Consider the following 16,896-nt stretch of genomic DNA (forward strand, 5'->3'; position numbering starts at 1 on the left):
ACCTGCTTTTTTTAATACGTTCGTTTCTTATAAATGCCTTTTCCGCCAACTTGGTTCCAGCCAGATTGTACATCCAAACTTTTGTTAACAAACTTCATTTTTTCTTTTCCACCAAAGAGCTTTTCGCCGATGCTATTTGTAATGACACCAATCAATGCTGTTATTCCGATGATGAGGGCAGCAACCGTAATAAAATCAATAAAAAAAGCAATCATTTGAAAACTCCCCCTTTGCCTGTCTGTATGTTTATTGTATGAGATAAAAAATGAAAAAGAAAGAAATGTCAGAAAAATATTTAATTTACTTTAGAAATCATGTAGACAGGAGGGAGGATATTTGTTAAAATAAGAACAAATGTTCCTTTTTATTCTCATTTGTATAGTCTTACATTTCTTAATTGATTTATCAAGAAAAAGTAAGAAAACGTTCTCTTTTTCATAGGGAAGATTATAGATAAATAACTATATATTATATGAAAAATCTATGGGAAGTGAGTAGTAAAAGGGTTGAAAGTTATTGTTAAAGTACAGCTGAAATGAGCGTAATCATGTTACATAGCAGTGAAATACACGGGAGAGTTTTCTCAACTAGCAGGAAATTTACTGTATATTTCTTGCAAAATCTATTGTATAATGATTATAGAAGTTACTTATTAAAAGTAATTGTTGTTTATTATAAGTTGTTGCTTACATGAAATGTGATTTTTGTACTTTTCAATAAGACAAGTTATCACGAAAAATTGCTGAAGTTAGAAATTAAAACTGTATTTAGTACAGAATTTGTACTCTTTAAGGAGAGTGAGCTTTGTATGGTAACATTATATAGTTCTCCAAGCTGTACGTCTTGTAGAAAGGCGAAATTATGGCTAGAGGAAAATCATATTCCCTATACAGAACGTAATATTTTCTCAGATCCATTAACGATTGAGGAAATTAAAGAGATTTTACGTATGACAGAAAGCGGAACGGATGAGATTATTTCTACTCGTTCGAAAGTTTTCCAAGAATTGAATGTAAACTTAGAGTCTTTACCACTTCAAGATTTATATAAGATGATTCGTGACTATCCAGGGATTTTACGTCGTCCAATTATGATTGACGAGAAACGCCTTCAAGTTGGTTACAACGAAGACGAAATTCGTCGTTTCTTACCACGTACAGTAAGAACGTTCCAATTACGTGAAGCACAACGTCTTGTAAATTAATTATAATAATATGAAAACCTTCTACCTATTATATAGTAGAAGGTTTTTTTTAATGTTTCACATTGCGTAATCGAACTTGTTGTACAATAAAGCCGATGCATAAAATAGTGAAAATGAACAAATAAGGAATGCTTGCAGTGAAACTTGGATTGTTATGAAAAAAGGTTGCAAGTCTGTCTTCATGTGTAACCATTTTTCCTGCAGTATAGGCAAGAATTGCTGCACCGCAATAAATGAGGAATGGAAATCGCTCCATAAGTATTAAAATAAGTTTGCTGCCCCAAATAATAATCGGGATAGAAATGAGTAAGCCGATTATGACGAGTAAAAATCTCCCGTGAGCTGCACCTGCAATGGCAATAACATTATCAAACCCCATAACGAGATCCGCGAAAACAATTGTCCGCACAGCTTGAAATAAAGTTGTTTTTCCTTGAATAGAAGAAAGATCGTTGCTATTATCGGTTAATAAATTGACTGCAATTAATGTAAGTAAAACCCCGCCAATCAATTGTAGAAATGGAATGTCGAGTAAATAGACAGCTAGTATAGTAAGGACAATTCTTAGTACAATCGCTAAAAGAGTACCGATCAAAATAGCCTTATTTCGTTTCGATTCAGGTAAATTTCGGCTAGCTAGTGCGATGACGATTGCATTGTCACCACCTAATACAACATCGATACCGACAATCATTAGTACGGATGTTAAAAACTCTAAGTCCATTCGTCTGCCTCCATTTATGATGTTTTAATAAGCGAACTATATGTATGTGATGAAGAAAGTTGTTGTTAAATAATCTCTTCTAATAGAAGTTTCACTTTATTACAGTGTACGGGGGAATGTGGAAATGTATGTCCAAATTTTTTGTAAGTAAGAAATCGCTATAATAATATATTTACGTAGTTGATCGAGTAAAGATAGGCATATAACTATTTTTGTAAAATAAATCGATTTTATTTCCATTCTGGAGAATCTTATCATAAAATGAGAGTACAAGAATCTATTGATTTGTCATATGAGTGGGGAATCCCTTCATAACAATTCTAAGCAGGAAGGGAGAGTTGTATTTTGGATATTGAAAGAATTAATGATCATACGATGAAATTTTTTATTACGTACATTGATATAGAGGATAGAGGATTTAATCGTGAAGAGATTTGGTATGATCGCGAACGAAGTGAAGAGCTCTTTTGGGAGATGATGGACGAAGCTCGTGATCATGACGATTTCTTTATTGATGGACCGTTATGGATTCAAGTGCAAGCAGTCGATAAAGGGATTGAAGTACTTGTCACGAAAGCAGAGCTTTCAAAAGACGGGCAAAAGCTGGAACTACCGATAGGGGTAGACAAAATTATAGATATTCCTCTAGATGAAGGCATCGAATCATTATTCCAACAAGAATTAGTCGAAGAGGTAGAAGAACAAACAGGAACAAACTTTAATGAAGATGGTACGTTTGGCTTTTTAATTAAGTTTAATGATTTTGAAGATGTCATTTCATTAAGTCATCGTCTTATCTTTGAAGATATAAAAGATGAGCTGTATTCATTTGAGAACCGCTATTATGTATATGTGGAATTCGATGAAGTGCTACATGATGAAGAAGAAATCGATCGTATTTTAAGTATTATTTTAGAATATGGGGAAGAATCAACTTTAACAATTCATCGTGTAAGTGAGTATGGAAAACAAATTGTGAAAGAGCATGCTCTTGAAACGATTCGCAATAATTTTCCTGCTAAAACGTAGGCCGATTTCTGTAGTATGAAATCGGCTTTTTATATGAAGAATAGGAAAGCTTTCTTAGTTAGGAGGTAAGAGATGAAAAATACGTTAAAGCTGATTTTCTTTATACTGCTATTGTTCGCATTATTTGTTTCGTTACGTATGTTTATTGATGTAGCATTTTATTCAGATGTGATTGGGATAAAAGATGTTTCGATTTTAGGTATTATCAGTATTTTATTTACAGTATCTGCGTTTTTAATTGGTTGCGTTATTTTCTTAGAAAATCGACATCCATCTAAAACACTTACATGGTTAATTGTTTTAGGAATTTTTCCGGTATTTGGATTCTTCGCTTATTTATTATTCGGACAAAATTTTCGGAGAAAAAGAATGTTCCAAAAGAAGGCGTTACTTGATGAACAAGCGTTTTTACAATATAAGGGGCATGAAGATTACGAAGAACGGATTTTACGCAATCATAAGCATCAAGAGCTGTTATTTCGTTTAGCGGATCGATTAGGTGCTTTAAATATTTCATTTCAAACTGAAACGAGGACATTAACAAATGGAGATGAAACGTTTCGGGCTATTTTAAATGGGTTAAAACGAGCGAAACATCACATTCATATGGAATATTACATTGTGCGTGATGATAAGTTAGGAACAGAAATTAAAGATATTTTAATACAAAAATCGAAAGAGGGCGTAGTCGTTCGTTTTTTGTATGATGCGGTTGGAAGTTTTAAATTATCAAAATCGTATATTGAAGAATTAAACGATGCAGGAGTCGAAATGATTCCGTTCTTCCCTGTACGCTTTCCGATTTTAAACGATAAAATTAATTATCGAAATCATCGAAAAATCGTTATTATTGATGGAAATGAAGGCTTTGTAGGTGGATTAAATATTGGTGATGAATATTTAGGGAAGGATAAGTACTTCGGCTTTTGGCGAGACACACATTTATATTTGCGTGGTGAAGCTGTACAAAGTTTGCAGCTTATTTTCCTTCAAGATTGGTTTTATATGACTGGTGAGGCTGTGCTAGCCCCTGAATATTTACAAGCAAAAGCAGTTGAGGGTGATCATTGGGGAGGAGTGCAGCTAGTTGCAGGTGGCCCCGATAATAAGTGGGAAACGATTAAGCATTTATATTTTGCAATGATCGCTTCTGCTCGAAAATCTATTTGGATTGCAACGCCGTATTTTATTCCGGATGATGATATTTTATCCGCATTAAAGGTTGCTGCACTTGCTGGTATTGATGTTCGTTTATTAATGCCGAGTAAACCGGATAAGCGGACTGTCTTTTACGCATCGAGATCGTACTTCCCAGAGCTTTTAGATGCAGGTGTAAAGATATATGAATATGAAAAAGGTTTTCTTCATAGTAAAGTTGTCATCGTCGATTCTGATTTAGCTTCAATTGGGACAGCTAATATGGATATGAGAAGTTTTCATTTGAATTTTGAAGTAAATGCCTTTTTATATGATACAGAGAGCATTAGAAGACTTGTTCAAGACTTTAAAGATGATTTAGAAGAATCAAGTGAAATTCATGTTGATCATTTTCATAAAAGACGTCTTCATAGACGAATTGTTGAATCAACGTACCGCTTATTATCACCTTTATTATAAAAAGAGATGTCCGAAATTGGGACATCTCTTTTTTTAAAAGGAATTTGTAACAAATTGTAGAATATAAGGAGCTGAAAGGGTGTGATTACGATATTTATCGCTAAAAGAGAAAACGGAGAAAAAATTCATTTACTCTATAATTGTAATGAAGAGCTTTTGCGCCGTATACGTCAACAAGAACGATTCTTTTGTGTAGCTTGTGGAAAGGAAGTGCAAATGAAATTAGGGAAACAAAAAAGTTGGCATTTTGCTCATAAAAAAGTGAATGCATGTCTTGCCTTTTATGAAGCGGAATCAACGTATCATATGCATGGTAAAGAATTGTTATATAGATGGTTTAAGCGTCAAAACTTTCAGGTGGATATAGAGTACTACCTTCCAGAAATTAAGCAACGACCAGATGTTTTTGTAGAGAGGGCGGGCAGAAAAATTGCAATTGAATACCAATGTGCAAACCTCGCTATAGAGCAGCTGTACAAAAGAACATATTCGTATTGGCAAGCTGGTATACAGGTCATTTGGATCGTTGGTGGAAATCAATTAAAAAGGCAATCTGCATATTGGATGAAATTTTCCTCACTTATGGCTTTCTCCTTACAATCTTATCCTCAGCCACTTCTTATTTTCTTCTGTCCGAAACAAAAATCATTTATGAAATGTGCATTTGTCACTCCCTTTTCTACAAATGTCTTTTTCTCGCATACTATATATTTACCAACTGATACGACTACTTTTGAAATTCTTTTTTCTCCCGTGCCTTTCGGGAAAGAAAGATTGGGTGAAGAGTGGAAGAAGAGAAAGAACTACTTCCGCAAAAATGCCCTGCCGATTTGGAATTATAATTATAAGTCATTATTACGCCTCTTATATCAATTTAAATGTACCCCAGCAAGCTTTCCTTCTGAAATTGGTGTTCCACTCCCTTCTGCATTTGCTTTACAAACAAACCCATTTATATGGCAAGCTTTCCTATATATGAAGTGTGTAGGGGAGCTTGCAGTAGGAGAGTGTATTTCTCTTCAATACGTGTGTAGTTATGTAAAAAGGTATACGAAAAGGCGGATACTTCCGTACTTTTCAAAGCACATATGGAAAGTGGCAGTTACTGAATATATGACATTTTTATGCTATATAGGTGTTTTGCGTAAAGTGGGAACTTATACATACCGGAAAATAAGGGATATCGTGATGTTAAAAACAGAGGAGGAAATTATGAAACATGATGAGATTTGCTTAATACATGCGCTATCTTTATTTGAGGTGAATTTTAACATGAGAGGAGGAAAAGGGGATATAATAAAGAATGATTGTGAAGGAATTACATAAGAAAAAAACGAATTGTACTTAAGTAGAGATATTTAAAGGAGGGCTTAAAGAATGTCTGAACAAAACAAAGCGAAAGCATTACCAGATCGCAACGAGATTGAAGAAGCAAGTACGTGGCGATTAGAAGATATTTTCCAAACGGATGCAGAATGGGAAAAAGAATTCCAAGCTATTAAAGAGCTATTGCCGAAGTTAACTGAATTTAAAGGGAAACTTGGTGACTCTGCGGACAATTTACTTGAGGCATTGCAATATGAAGATGAAATTTCAATGCGATTAGGTAAGTTATATACATATGCTCATATGCGTTACGATCAAGATACAACAAACTCTGTATATCAAGCATTAAATGATCGCGCAACAAATTTATATTCACAAGTATCTAGCAGCACAGCGTATATTGTGCCTGAAATTTTATCGATTTCAGAAGATACACTGCAAACATTCTTGAAGGAAAATAGAGATTTAAGTGTATATGAACATGCATTAGAAGAAATTACACGTCAACGCCCGCACGTATTATCAGAAGCTGAGGAAGCTTTATTAGCGGAAGCATCTGAAGTAATGAGTTCATCAAGCAATACATTCGGTATGTTGAATAACGCGGATTTAAAATTCCCATCTATTAAAGGGGAAGACGGAGAAGAAATAGAAATTACACATGGCCGTTACATTCAGTTTTTAGAAAGTGATGATCCTCGTGTTCGCAAAGATGCATTTAAAGCTGTATATGAAACGTACGGAAAATTTAAAAACACATTCGCGAGTACGTTAAGCGGAGCAGTAAAACGTAATAACTTCAATGCGCGTGTTCGTAAATATGATTCTGCTCGCCAAGCTGCACTGAGCAATAATAATATTCCGGAAGCAGTATACGATCAACTCGTTGAAACAGTAAATGACAACTTACATTTATTACACCGTTACATCGATATTCGTAAGCGTGCACTAGGACTTGATGAGCTTCATATGTATGATTTATATACACCACTTGTACCAGAAGTGAAAATGAATGTGAAATACGAAGAAGCGCAAGACCTTTTATTAAAATCTTTAAACGTACTTGGTGATGAATATGTTGATATTTTGAAAGAGGCATATGAAAATCGCTGGGTAGATGTGTATGAGAATAAAGGAAAACGAAGCGGTGCATATTCATCTGGTGCATATGGAACAAATCCGTATATTTTAATGAACTGGCATGATAATGTAAATAATTTATTTACACTTGCTCATGAGTTTGGTCATTCGGTGCATAGTTACTATACAAGAAAAACACAACCGCACGTATATGGTGATTATTCCATCTTCGTAGCAGAAGTGGCATCTACTTGTAATGAAGCGCTTCTAAATGATTATTTATTAAAAACGACAGAAGATAAGAAAGAGCGTCTATATTTATTAAATCATTATTTAGAAGGGTTCCGTGGTACTGTATTCCGTCAAACGATGTTTGCAGAGTTTGAACATATTATTCATAAGAAAGTACAAGAAGGACATGCTGTTACGCCAGACATGCTAACGGAAATTTACTACGATTTAAATAAGAAATATTTCGGTGACGCTTTAGTAATCGACGAAGAGATTGGTTTAGAATGGTCTCGTATTCCACACTTCTACTACAACTATTACGTATATCAATACGCAACAGGATTTAGTGCAGCGACAGCTCTATCTAAACAGATTTTAGAAGAAGGACAACCAGCAGTAGAACGTTATATTAACGAGTTCTTAAAAGCAGGAAGCTCTGATTATCCAATTGAAGTGCTGAAAAAAGCAGGAGTAGATATGGCATCTCCTGAACCAGTAAAAGAGGCGCTACAAGTATTTGAAGAGAAATTAAATGAATTAGAAGCATTATTATTTGAAGAAAAGTAATGAAAAAAGACGAGGGATTGTATCCTCGTCTTTTTTGTTGAATAGATTTAATGTCGATATTTGTTGAAGAGAAAGGTGGATTTCTTTGTTTTTTCTAACTGAAAGGATAGCTTTACGGCTGATTTTTGAAATTAAAACCCTTTGAATCGTTTTTTATAATTGAAATAAGAGAGTGTGATAACGATGATTCCGAATAAAAGAGGTAAGGCAATAATTTTAGGAAAAGCTTGTAGTAGAGAGAGGATGTACAAGGAAAAAGAAACGATGACAGCTAGAAAGAGAAGAGCAATATAAGATTTTTTCATAAATAAACCCCCTAAATGACCTTTTTTATAGCTTATTCAAAAATGAAAACGTTTAGAATGTGACAAAAGTGTGAAATTCGACAAAAGGGGTTGTCATCTGACGTCGAATCTTGTAATATAATAAGCGTGAACGAATTCACATACAAACATATACCCCTTTGTTTGAACGTGAAAATTTCTCCCATCCCCTTTAATATTTTTATAAGCCGTAAAGAAAAAGACCTGGTGTTTACACCGGGTCTTTTTCTTTTGCTATCCATTTCCAATAACGTTCGCATTTTACTTCTATCATTTGTACTTTTCGTTTCAGTTGTAATTTTTTTAGTTCGCGTTCAATTTCTTGTTGCGGACAGTCATAAATAAATGCTACTTCTTTTGAAGATATAAATTGTGTTGCTTCTAGTAGCACTTCTAAAGGTGGTAATGGTTCTGGCTCAATTTCACATTTTACAAGTTCTTTCAATAATTGTACGTATACATCGTAGGAATAATTTCCAGCGATTTTAATACCTTCTTCATCTGAGTTCGCATGAAAAAAGACGAGGGAAGGTATTTCTGTAATATGCATTTCATTCGTGAATTTCAAGTCACATTGGAAAGCTTTTTTTGCACTAGCAGAATGTAGATCTTTTTTAAATTCTTCTACATCAATATTGCTATCTCTCGCACATGCAAGTAATAGTTCGCAGTCAGGGTTTGATACATTTTCAAGGAAAATGTATTCTTGGAGTTTTCGCAAAAACTTCGAACCTGCTTTTCGGCCTTGCAACTCCGCTGCCTTAATTGCCATCGAAACTAAATATGGTGTTGACGATGCTTCTTGCATATGTACCTTTCCATCACATGAAAAACCTTGTAAACTGGTTGTCTTTTCCCACACAAATCGAATATTAGCAGGTTTATTCCATTTGTGTGAGGAAGCGTTCGTTCCATCCACTTTTCCTGTTACGATATGACGAATAGAGAAGTATTTTCCGTATTCAAGCCATAGTTTAATAATAAAAGGCTCAATTTCCCAGCAATCTTTACAAAGTGGATCAATAAATAAATATGCTTCTACAGACTTATGCTCACATGCGGAAGGAGATGGCATATTTATATGCTTTGCTTCCTGCTTATCCATTACACTTCACCTGTTTCGTTTGGAGTATTAACCATATGCTGAGCGGTTAATGCTAAACGTTCAAAAACAAACTCTCTTATATGACCATGCACTCCAGTATCATCCATTGCTTGCTCCATACATGATAGCCAAGCCTCTGCTCGTTTCGGGGTAATCTCAAACGGGAGATGGCGCGCTCTTAACATAGGATGACCATGTTCTTCAGTGTACAAATTAGGACCACCTAAATATTGTGTTAAAAATTGCTTCTGCTTCCTAGCGGTTTCTGTTAAATCTTCCGGGAAGATGGGAGATAAGTCAGGGTGTTTACTGACATAGGAATAAAATGTATCTACTAATATTGCAATGCATTGTTCACCGCCAATTGCTTCAAATGGTGTCATCGGTTGCTTGCTCATCCTTTATAAACTCCTTTTTCCATGAAATGTATATCTATTGTAGCAATGGAATGTTCGAGAGGGCAAATAAACAGCCTTCTCAAAGACTCTTTGCTTATTCTACGGGTGTAAACTTTTTTAGTGAGATGTATCCACTAGTGAAACATATTCACTAGTGGAATTTTCACTTTAGCGTGCTTTGTTTTGTTTGGCAAGGAAAAAGCGTTTTACTTTGTTATTTGTATGGCGAATAGGTATGTTATGTTGCGTTAATAAATCAATAAATGCAGCTTTTCCTGTTTCTTCATCTTGCACTTCAAATTCAATTTCATAATCATCGTGATTGTAATAGAAACTATGATCAAAGACAAGCGTTCCGCCTTTAAATAATGTTTCTGCTCTTTCTGTTGTTAAACTACCCATATATGTTAAAGCAGAAACAGGAATTTGTAATTTGTGTAATTGATCTACTACTGCTCCTTGAATGATTGTGTTTGTTTCCATCATCATTTTTGCTTCGTCTTCTGTTAAGACTTGATGCGTTTCTAATAAACCGATTTCTGCAGGTTGTTTCAACGTTAACGTATAAGTTTCTCCTTTATGACGAATACGAAGTGCAGAGCCAGCTTCTTTTAACGAGAAGTCAGGTGTTTCAAAGTAGTGATTCACTTGTTTTGTAAATGCTTCAATAGAAAACGATTTACATAATGTATCGAATTCTTCTTTTGTAACGATATTTTTGAATTCAATTTCAATTTCTTGTGTCATTGTATAATCTCCTTTTGAAAAATAATTCTTTACACATTATCGCTTTTTCATAAATTTGGTTCAATGTTTTATTTGTTTGCGTCCATGTTATGATACAATAATACTGTTAAGTAAGACAGGAAGTTGAGATGGAGGAGTTAGAGCATGCAAAATAAAATCCAAGTTAAGAGCGTAGAAAAGAGAGAGAATGCTCTTATTTTTTGTGCGGAAAATAGTGAAATAGAGGTAAAGGAGTTAAGTGCGCGTAATCACGTACTTGTAGACTCAGACAATTTATCATTTTTATATATCTTAGAAAATGAATCATCTTTCATTTATGTAAGTATTCCGCACACATGCTGGGAAGCAATGCATGAAGCGATGAATAACGATGTGGTTATGTTCGTTCGCGTGAATGACATTGAAATGGAATTAGAAGGATTAAAAGAAGAAGTAGAATATTTAGTTGAAAATATTGAAGGTAATGCAAATTACGGAGAAGAACTAGTAACTGCTGTAGAAAAAGTATTTCTATAAGCAAATGGATTGATTTTGGTGGTGGTTGAAATGAATCGAAATTGGGAAGAATTTTTAGCACCTTACCACCAAGCGGTGGCAGAGCTGAAAGTGAAACTAAAAGGAATGCGTACTCAATTTGCAATGTTAACAGAGCATTCTCCAATTGAGTTTGTAACAGGAAGGGTAAAGTCGGTTGCAAGTATTATTGATAAAGCGGAGAAGAGAAATGTACCGCTAGACCGATTGAGAGAAGATATGCAGGATATTGCTGGGCTTAGAATGATGTGTCAATTTGTTGATGAGATTAAGCCTGTTGTAGAATATCTTCGAAAACGAAATGACTTTGAAATCGTGGAAGAACGTGATTATGTTACGCAAAAGAAAGATAGCGGTTATCGTTCTTATCATGTTGTCATTAGTTATCCTGTTCAAACGATTCAGGGTGAACAAAAAGTATTGGTAGAAATCCAAATACGCACGCTAGCAATGAACTTTTGGGCAACAATTGAGCATTCTTTAAATTATAAATATAGTGGACGTTTTCCTGAAGATATTAAAATAAGGTTGCAACGTGCAGCTGAAGCGGCGTTTTTATTAGATGAAGAAATGTCTTCTATTCGTCTTGAAATTCAAGAAGCGCAAAAGGCTTTTTCAAGAAAGCAAGAAACGAAAGATTCTGAATCATAAACTAAAGGGTGTTGGGCGATGAAATTTACAATTATGTCAAAGGGAGATCAATCATCAGATACACTGGCAAGCACGATGAAAGAGTACTTGCTAGATTTTGGATTTATAATGGATGAAAAGGAACCCGATATTGTAATTTCTGTTGGGGGAGATGGAACGCTTTTATATGCGTTTCATCGTTATTATAATCGATTGGATGAAACAGCATTTGTTGGTGTACATACAGGACATCTAGGTTTCTATGCAGATTGGTTACCGACAGAAGTAGAGAAATTAGTAATTGCAATTGCGAAAACACCATTCCAAGTGGTGGAATATCCGCTTTTAGAAGTTATTATTCGCTATGTGAATGGAAGTAAAGAGTCACAGTATTTAGCGATGAATGAGGCGACTGTAAAAAGTGCAGAAGGTACATTAGTAACAGAAGTAGAAATACGCGGAGAATATTTTGAAACATTCCGCGGAGACGGCCTTTGTATCTCTACTCCTTCAGGAAGTACCGCGTATAATAAAGCGCTTGGCGGAGCGATTATTCACCCATCTATTGAAGCGATTCAAATTGCAGAAATGGCGTCCATTAACAATCGTGTATTTCGTACTGTAGGATCGCCACTTGTATTGCCGAAGCATCATACATGTGTGTTAAAGCCAGCTGCAGGAATGAACTTACAAATCACAGTGGATCATTTAACGATGGTTCATCAAGATGTGAAATCAATCCAGTATCGCGTTGCAAACGAGAAAGTACGATTTGTTCGTTTCCGTCCATTCCCGTTCTGGAAACGAGTTCGTGACTCGTTTGTTGCAGATAAATAGAAAGGGTTATATATTTGAACAGATTTACATTGAAATGGGATATAGGGCCGGCTGAAGAGGGAACTTTAGTTAGGGAATTTTTGAAAACGAAAGGTATTTCTAAAGCCGCTTTAACGGATATAAAGTTTCACGGTGGGGCAATTGAAGTAAATGGTCACCATGCGAGTGTTCGTCATCAGTTGCGTGCTGGTGAAGAATTACGTGTCTTTTTTCCAGTTGAGGAAAGAAGTGAAGGGATGATGGCAGAAGATATCCCTTTAAGCATTGTATATGAAGATGACGCGGTTCTTATCATTAATAAAGAGGCGAACATGTCAACGATTCCGTCTAGAGAACATCCGACAAGGAGTGTTGCCAATGCGCTTTTATCTCATTATGATAAGCAGCACCTTGCAAGTACAGTGCACATCGTAACACGTTTAGATCGTGATACTTCGGGGCTTATGCTTATTGCAAAAAATCGTTTCGTGCATCATCTTTTATCGAAGCAGCATCAACAAAAAGCTGTGAAACGAACGTATGAAGCAATTGTTCACGGAAAGATTGTAGAACGAGAAGGAATGATTGATGCACCAATTGGTCGAAAATCTGATAGCATTATTGAGCGAACGGTTTGTGAGGATGGACAAAGGGCAGTTACTCATTTTAAGGTAATTGATAGTACATATCATAAGACACATGTAGCGCTTGAGCTTGAGACAGGAAGAACGCATCAAATTCGTGTGCATATGGCTCATATAGGACATCCGTTACTTGGTGATAGCTTATATGGAGGGGGAAGGGATGAAATGAAACGGCAAGCACTTCATAGTAAATCTTTGACGTTTTATCATCCTATTTTAGAGAAAGAGATGTCTTTCACTATAAAGCTTCCAAGCGATATGCAAGAAGTGTTGCGGCATACTTAAAAAGGGAACAAAATTCTTATATTATAAAGAATTTTGTTCCCTTTTTTCTTAGCGGAATAATATTAAAATTTGATTTTCACCCGTACGCTTTATAACGAAAAATCCATTTTCGGCTTTTGTAGCAATGCCATTGTCATTTGGACGACAATATCCATGTGCTTCGCAAGTGCCGTCATCACGTACTAACATTTGTCCAATTAATCCGACAGGAAGCCACTCGGCGCGATCCTTTCTTGCTACATATTTGCAAGTTGGATCCCATTCTGTATTTAAAAGAGGTTGTATTTCTTCGGCTTCCGTCCATACATATTGGCGTTTTCCAAAGTTATCTGTTTTATAACGTTTTTGCCAACTTAAAGCCCCGCTATTTCCTATAAGGGCAGGGGTTGCACTAGATATTCCTAAAATGAACGAATCGTGTGAAGTAGCTATCCGAATTTTTTCTTCGCTACTAAATGTAACGAAATAACCGACATCAATAGGTTTATGACCTTCGGTTTCAAACATTTGTGCAAAATCCGTTCCGCTTGCATTGTAAGACGCGCCCTCAATGTACATTTCTCCATTATGAGCAAGCCATTTAGCCCCGATATTATGGTCGGTGTCGCTTACACCATTTGCAATAAACCAAGAATAAGCTTCTTCTGCAGTGCCGAAGCGCCCCATAATATGGCTACCTGCAAAATGAGCTGTTGATGTATGATGACCTTCCGCATGAGAAGAGGATCCGTTAGCGATAGTTGCGGTTCCTTCTGCGTGTGCTGCTTCGCCTAAAGCAATCGTCTGTTTACCCTCCGCATGAGAATAAGCCCCGCCTGCTGTCGTTTCACTTCCCTCACTATGTGAACTATGTCCAGTTGCTTTTGAGTTTGATCCTTCTGCATGAGAGAAAGAACCTTTTGCGTGTGTTAATAAGCCTTCCGCATGTGCTGCCATGCCCTCCGCATGAGAGTGAAGCCCCTCTGCATATGCATATCGGCCGCCCCTTTTAACTTTTGTATTTTCAGGTGTAGGTGTCTCAATTATGAGTGGTTTTTCAATTTGTATATCATTTGATGAAGCTAATGCTTCTTTTATTTTTTTTACTTTGTTTATAATAGCAGCTGGAATTTCTGGTTCCACTTTTTTATTCATTGCTACAGAAATATTTTCTTCCGTCTTTTCTTCTGTTTGGTTAGAATGTAGTATCTGTTCATCTTGATTTGAAAGCTGTTTATTTTTTTGTTGCATCTTTATTTTTCTGCGATCGATTATGCGGCTCATCACAGCATTTTCTAAAGAGACATATGTTGGTTTTACTTTGCTTTTTTTTGATGACTCTTGTTCTTCCAGTTCTTCTATCGCTGCAGCCCGAATACTACACCAGTTGTTAATTCCGTACATGGGCAGATATAAAGGGGGGAATTTTCTTTTTTGTTTAGAAGATTTTTTCTTCATTCTGTCACCTCCTGCGACATTATATGTAGGGTAATTAAAAAAAGATGCACTTTATTGCATCTTTTTTTAATTACTTTACCTAGTTTTATATGAAATCTGCCTAAATAATGCTAAGTAAGGTAGTTATGAAATTGGACGGAATTTCTCAGCGACAAAAGGTAAAGAAGAAGGGACAGAGATAGTCTCCATTTCAGGATAACGTAATCCGGTTAATTTGCCACCAAATACAGCACCAGTATCAATATTGACTGTCTGATTGACGAATCGAGGTTCTGCTACTGGTGTATGTCCATATACAATCCAAGCTTGTCCCTTGTATTCTTGCGCCCAATCGCGACGGACCGGTGAGCCATCGGCATGCTTTTCTCCTGTAATATCGCCATATAATACAAAGGTTTGTACTTTTTTATCTCGTCTTCCTATGTAATCTTGCCGAATCCCAGCGTGACATACGATTACTCTTTTTTCGTCTAGTATGTGGTAGAGTGGTGATTGTTCATAAAGAGTGATAAACTTTTCTTTTATAATGTTTTGCTTATGAGAAGGAAGTGCCTCATATTCAGCAACAGTTGTTTCAAGTCCGTGAGCGACTGTTACATTACGCCCAAGGAAAAATCGATATAGTTTATTACAGTGATTTCCAGGAGCGTAATAAGCTTCTTTTTTATGTATGACAAGTTCCCATACAATTTCAATCATACGTAATGAATGAGGACCACGGTCTGTAATATCGCCAACGAATGCAAGTTTGCGTTGGTCAGGGTGAACCGGTAGACCGCTACTCCAGTTATATCCTAGCTTCTCTGTTAAATTTTGAAACTCTTGGAAACATCCATGAATATCTCCTATAATGTCATATTTCATATTTAAACCTCCATCGTATTTTTCATTAGTATATCTAAAAAAGGATAGAGATAAAAATATAGCGTTTTTGTGTTGTTCATTTAAACATAAAGATTTTCGTTCTTGAGCGAACATTTAAAATGAACCCAATCGCAATCATATATGTAAGCAGTGAACTTCCTCCGTAGCTCATAAGAGGTAATGTTATCCCTGTAATGGGAAGTAATCCGATTGTCATCCCGATATTTTGGAATACTTGGAAAGTAAACATTCCGATTGTACCAGCGCAAATGTAACTACCAAAAGGGTCATTACTTTCTAAAGCAATATGAATCATTCGAAAAATGAGTAAGAAAAAAAGAGAAATAATGACACTTGCGCCTAGAAATCCAAATTGTTCAGCGACATTAGTGAAAATAAAATCTGTATGTGGTTCTGGAAAATATACTTGTCCATTTTCCCACCCTTTTCCTTGCATTTCTCCGGATCCAGTCGCTAAGAATGCTTGTCTTAATTGATATCCTTGTGCATCATATTTGTAAGGTGCTAACCATCCGTAGAAGCGATTTAATTGATATTCTTTTAAAATATGTGCTTTAAAGAAATCTGTGTGAGTAAAAAAAATATATATTAATGTAGATCCAGCCACGAAAGTAGCTGAAACTAATCCGAAAATAAAACGCCATCGTATGCCAGAAACTAGTATCATTGCTGCAAGCATCGCTGAAATGACCATTGTATTTCCTAAATCTGGTTCCTTTGCGATGAGTAGTAGTGGTGGCAAACTTGTTGCAAATATTTTTCCAAGTAGTAAAAAATCGTCATGTATTGTTTGGAGAAAATATTTCTCATTATGGTTTGCTATAATTCGTCCAATGACGATAATTAAAAATAATTTCATAATTTCAGAAGGCTGAAAATTTCCGATGCCTGGGAGCCTGTACCAAGCTGTAGCGCCTTTAATTGTAACGGCACCTGGTACTTGAAGTTCTAGTCCAATAAGTAGTACCATTGCAAAGCTGTACAAATACCAAGCGATTTTTTGATAACGGTCGAAATCGATAATCATAATAACACCAATGGCTATAAATCCAATGAAATACCATTGGATTTGTTTTAGTACAAAATTGACGTTTTGTAAAAATGGCGGTAAAGAGGCTTGCGCACTTGCAATAGCACAACAACTAACAATCCCAATGGCAAATAAAATAAATAGTAATACGTAGTCTATTTGATATTGAGAATTTGGATCTTTCAATGTAGGTATTCCTTTCTACTGCTCTTTATAGTAATGGATTTTATCCCGCATTAATGGGCAGTAAGACCCCCACCTCAAAATTCAGCGAAAGCGAAGAA

The 16,896-nt window shown here is 35.7% G+C and carries 18 protein-coding genes; 9 read left to right on the forward strand and 9 right to left on the reverse strand.

The window, feature by feature from the left end; genetic code table 11:
• Positions 1–11: 11 nt before the first annotated feature.
• Complete coding sequence (locus tag MKY21_RS06125; protein WP_000559971.1) at positions 12–215, reverse strand: hypothetical protein; 204 nt, start codon at positions 213–215, stop codon at positions 12–14.
• Between the two features lie 593 nt (positions 216–808).
• On the opposite strand from MKY21_RS06125, the gene spx reads away from it, so the two are divergent.
• A complete protein-coding gene (gene spx / locus MKY21_RS06130; RefSeq protein ID WP_000258267.1) occupies positions 809–1,204 on the forward strand; it encodes a transcriptional regulator Spx in 396 nt (131 codons plus the stop codon).
• A gap of 49 nt (positions 1,205–1,253) precedes the next feature.
• Here spx and MKY21_RS06135 read toward each other — a convergent pair whose 3' ends face one another.
• Positions 1,254–1,928 (reverse strand): TerC family protein, encoded by a 675-nt coding sequence (locus MKY21_RS06135; RefSeq protein WP_000362615.1) that lies wholly within the window; start codon positions 1,926–1,928, stop codon positions 1,254–1,256.
• 345 nt (positions 1,929–2,273) lie between these two features.
• Between MKY21_RS06135 and mecA the strand changes: the two genes are divergently transcribed.
• The 4 genes from mecA to pepF all read left to right on the forward strand — a co-directional run bounded on the left by mecA (position 2,274) and on the right by pepF (position 7,778).
• Complete coding sequence (gene mecA / locus MKY21_RS06140; protein ID WP_000350716.1) at positions 2,274–2,957, forward strand: adaptor protein MecA; 684 nt, start codon at positions 2,274–2,276, stop codon at positions 2,955–2,957.
• A 72-nt stretch (positions 2,958–3,029) separates the two neighbouring features.
• The gene (locus tag MKY21_RS06145) at positions 3,030–4,574 is read left to right on the forward strand and encodes a cardiolipin synthase (protein WP_341075735.1); all 1,545 of its coding nucleotides are present in this window, start codon (positions 3,030–3,032) and stop codon (positions 4,572–4,574) included.
• An 81-nt stretch (positions 4,575–4,655) separates the two neighbouring features.
• Positions 4,656–5,900 carry a competence protein CoiA gene (locus tag MKY21_RS06150; RefSeq protein WP_341075737.1) on the forward strand — a complete coding sequence of 415 codons (1,245 nt, stop codon included), beginning with the start codon at positions 4,656–4,658 and terminating at the stop codon, positions 5,898–5,900.
• A gap of 51 nt (positions 5,901–5,951) precedes the next feature.
• Positions 5,952–7,778 carry an oligoendopeptidase F gene (gene pepF, locus MKY21_RS06155; RefSeq protein WP_000003348.1) on the forward strand — a complete coding sequence of 609 codons (1,827 nt, stop codon included), beginning with the start codon at positions 5,952–5,954 and terminating at the stop codon, positions 7,776–7,778.
• 131 nt (positions 7,779–7,909) lie between these two features.
• Here pepF and MKY21_RS06160 read toward each other — a convergent pair whose 3' ends face one another.
• The 4 genes from MKY21_RS06160 to MKY21_RS06175 form a co-directional block, all read right to left on the reverse strand.
• Positions 7,910–8,083 (reverse strand): hypothetical protein, encoded by a 174-nt coding sequence (locus tag MKY21_RS06160; protein ID WP_341075739.1) that lies wholly within the window; start codon positions 8,081–8,083, stop codon positions 7,910–7,912.
• Between the two features lie 229 nt (positions 8,084–8,312).
• The gene (locus MKY21_RS06165; RefSeq protein WP_341075741.1) at positions 8,313–9,206 is read right to left on the reverse strand and encodes a ClpXP adapter SpxH family protein; all 894 of its coding nucleotides are present in this window, start codon (positions 9,204–9,206) and stop codon (positions 8,313–8,315) included.
• Positions 9,206–9,604 carry a globin domain-containing protein gene (locus MKY21_RS06170; RefSeq protein ID WP_000043386.1) on the reverse strand — a complete coding sequence of 133 codons (399 nt, stop codon included), beginning with the start codon at positions 9,602–9,604 and terminating at the stop codon, positions 9,206–9,208. The genes MKY21_RS06165 and MKY21_RS06170 overlap by 1 nt, the downstream gene beginning before the upstream one ends.
• 168 nt (positions 9,605–9,772) lie before the next feature.
• Entirely contained in the window at positions 9,773–10,351 is a 579-nt protein-coding gene (locus tag MKY21_RS06175; RefSeq protein WP_341075744.1) for a CYTH domain-containing protein, read from the reverse strand.
• Positions 10,352–10,495: 144 nt separating this feature from the next.
• Here MKY21_RS06175 and MKY21_RS06180 point away from each other — a divergent pair, with 144 nt between their 5' ends.
• Genes MKY21_RS06180 through MKY21_RS06195 form a run of 4 tightly spaced genes read left to right on the forward strand, consistent with a single transcriptional unit; the run spans position 10,496 to position 13,260 of the window.
• Entirely contained in the window at positions 10,496–10,867 is a 372-nt protein-coding gene (locus MKY21_RS06180) for a UPF0738 family protein (RefSeq protein ID WP_001180003.1), read from the forward strand.
• A gap of 30 nt (positions 10,868–10,897) precedes the next feature.
• A complete protein-coding gene (locus MKY21_RS06185; RefSeq protein WP_001081482.1) occupies positions 10,898–11,536 on the forward strand; it encodes a GTP pyrophosphokinase in 639 nt (212 codons plus the stop codon).
• A gap of 18 nt (positions 11,537–11,554) precedes the next feature.
• Entirely contained in the window at positions 11,555–12,352 is a 798-nt protein-coding gene (locus tag MKY21_RS06190) for an NAD kinase (protein WP_000673190.1), read from the forward strand.
• Between the two features lie 14 nt (positions 12,353–12,366).
• The gene (locus MKY21_RS06195) at positions 12,367–13,260 is read left to right on the forward strand and encodes an RluA family pseudouridine synthase (protein ID WP_098616866.1); all 894 of its coding nucleotides are present in this window, start codon (positions 12,367–12,369) and stop codon (positions 13,258–13,260) included.
• A gap of 48 nt (positions 13,261–13,308) precedes the next feature.
• On the opposite strand, the gene MKY21_RS06200 is transcribed toward MKY21_RS06195, so the two are convergent.
• From MKY21_RS06200 to MKY21_RS06210, 3 genes are all read right to left on the reverse strand, one after another.
• Positions 13,309–14,697, reverse strand: a complete 1,389-nt coding sequence (locus MKY21_RS06200; protein ID WP_044795511.1) for a peptidase G2 autoproteolytic cleavage domain-containing protein — start codon at positions 14,695–14,697, stop codon at positions 13,309–13,311.
• A 123-nt stretch (positions 14,698–14,820) separates the two neighbouring features.
• Entirely contained in the window at positions 14,821–15,561 is a 741-nt protein-coding gene (gene prpE / locus MKY21_RS06205; protein ID WP_000872698.1) for a bis(5'-nucleosyl)-tetraphosphatase PrpE, read from the reverse strand.
• Positions 15,562–15,637: 76 nt separating this feature from the next.
• Positions 15,638–16,798 (reverse strand): FtsW/RodA/SpoVE family cell cycle protein, encoded by a 1,161-nt coding sequence (locus MKY21_RS06210; RefSeq protein ID WP_000654697.1) that lies wholly within the window; start codon positions 16,796–16,798, stop codon positions 15,638–15,640.
• Positions 16,799–16,896: the final 98 nt, after the last annotated feature.

Source organism: Bacillus sp. FSL R9-9497, from assembly GCF_038005805.1.
GTDB classification, from domain to species: domain Bacteria; phylum Bacillota; class Bacilli; order Bacillales; family Bacillaceae_G; genus Bacillus_A; species Bacillus_A cereus.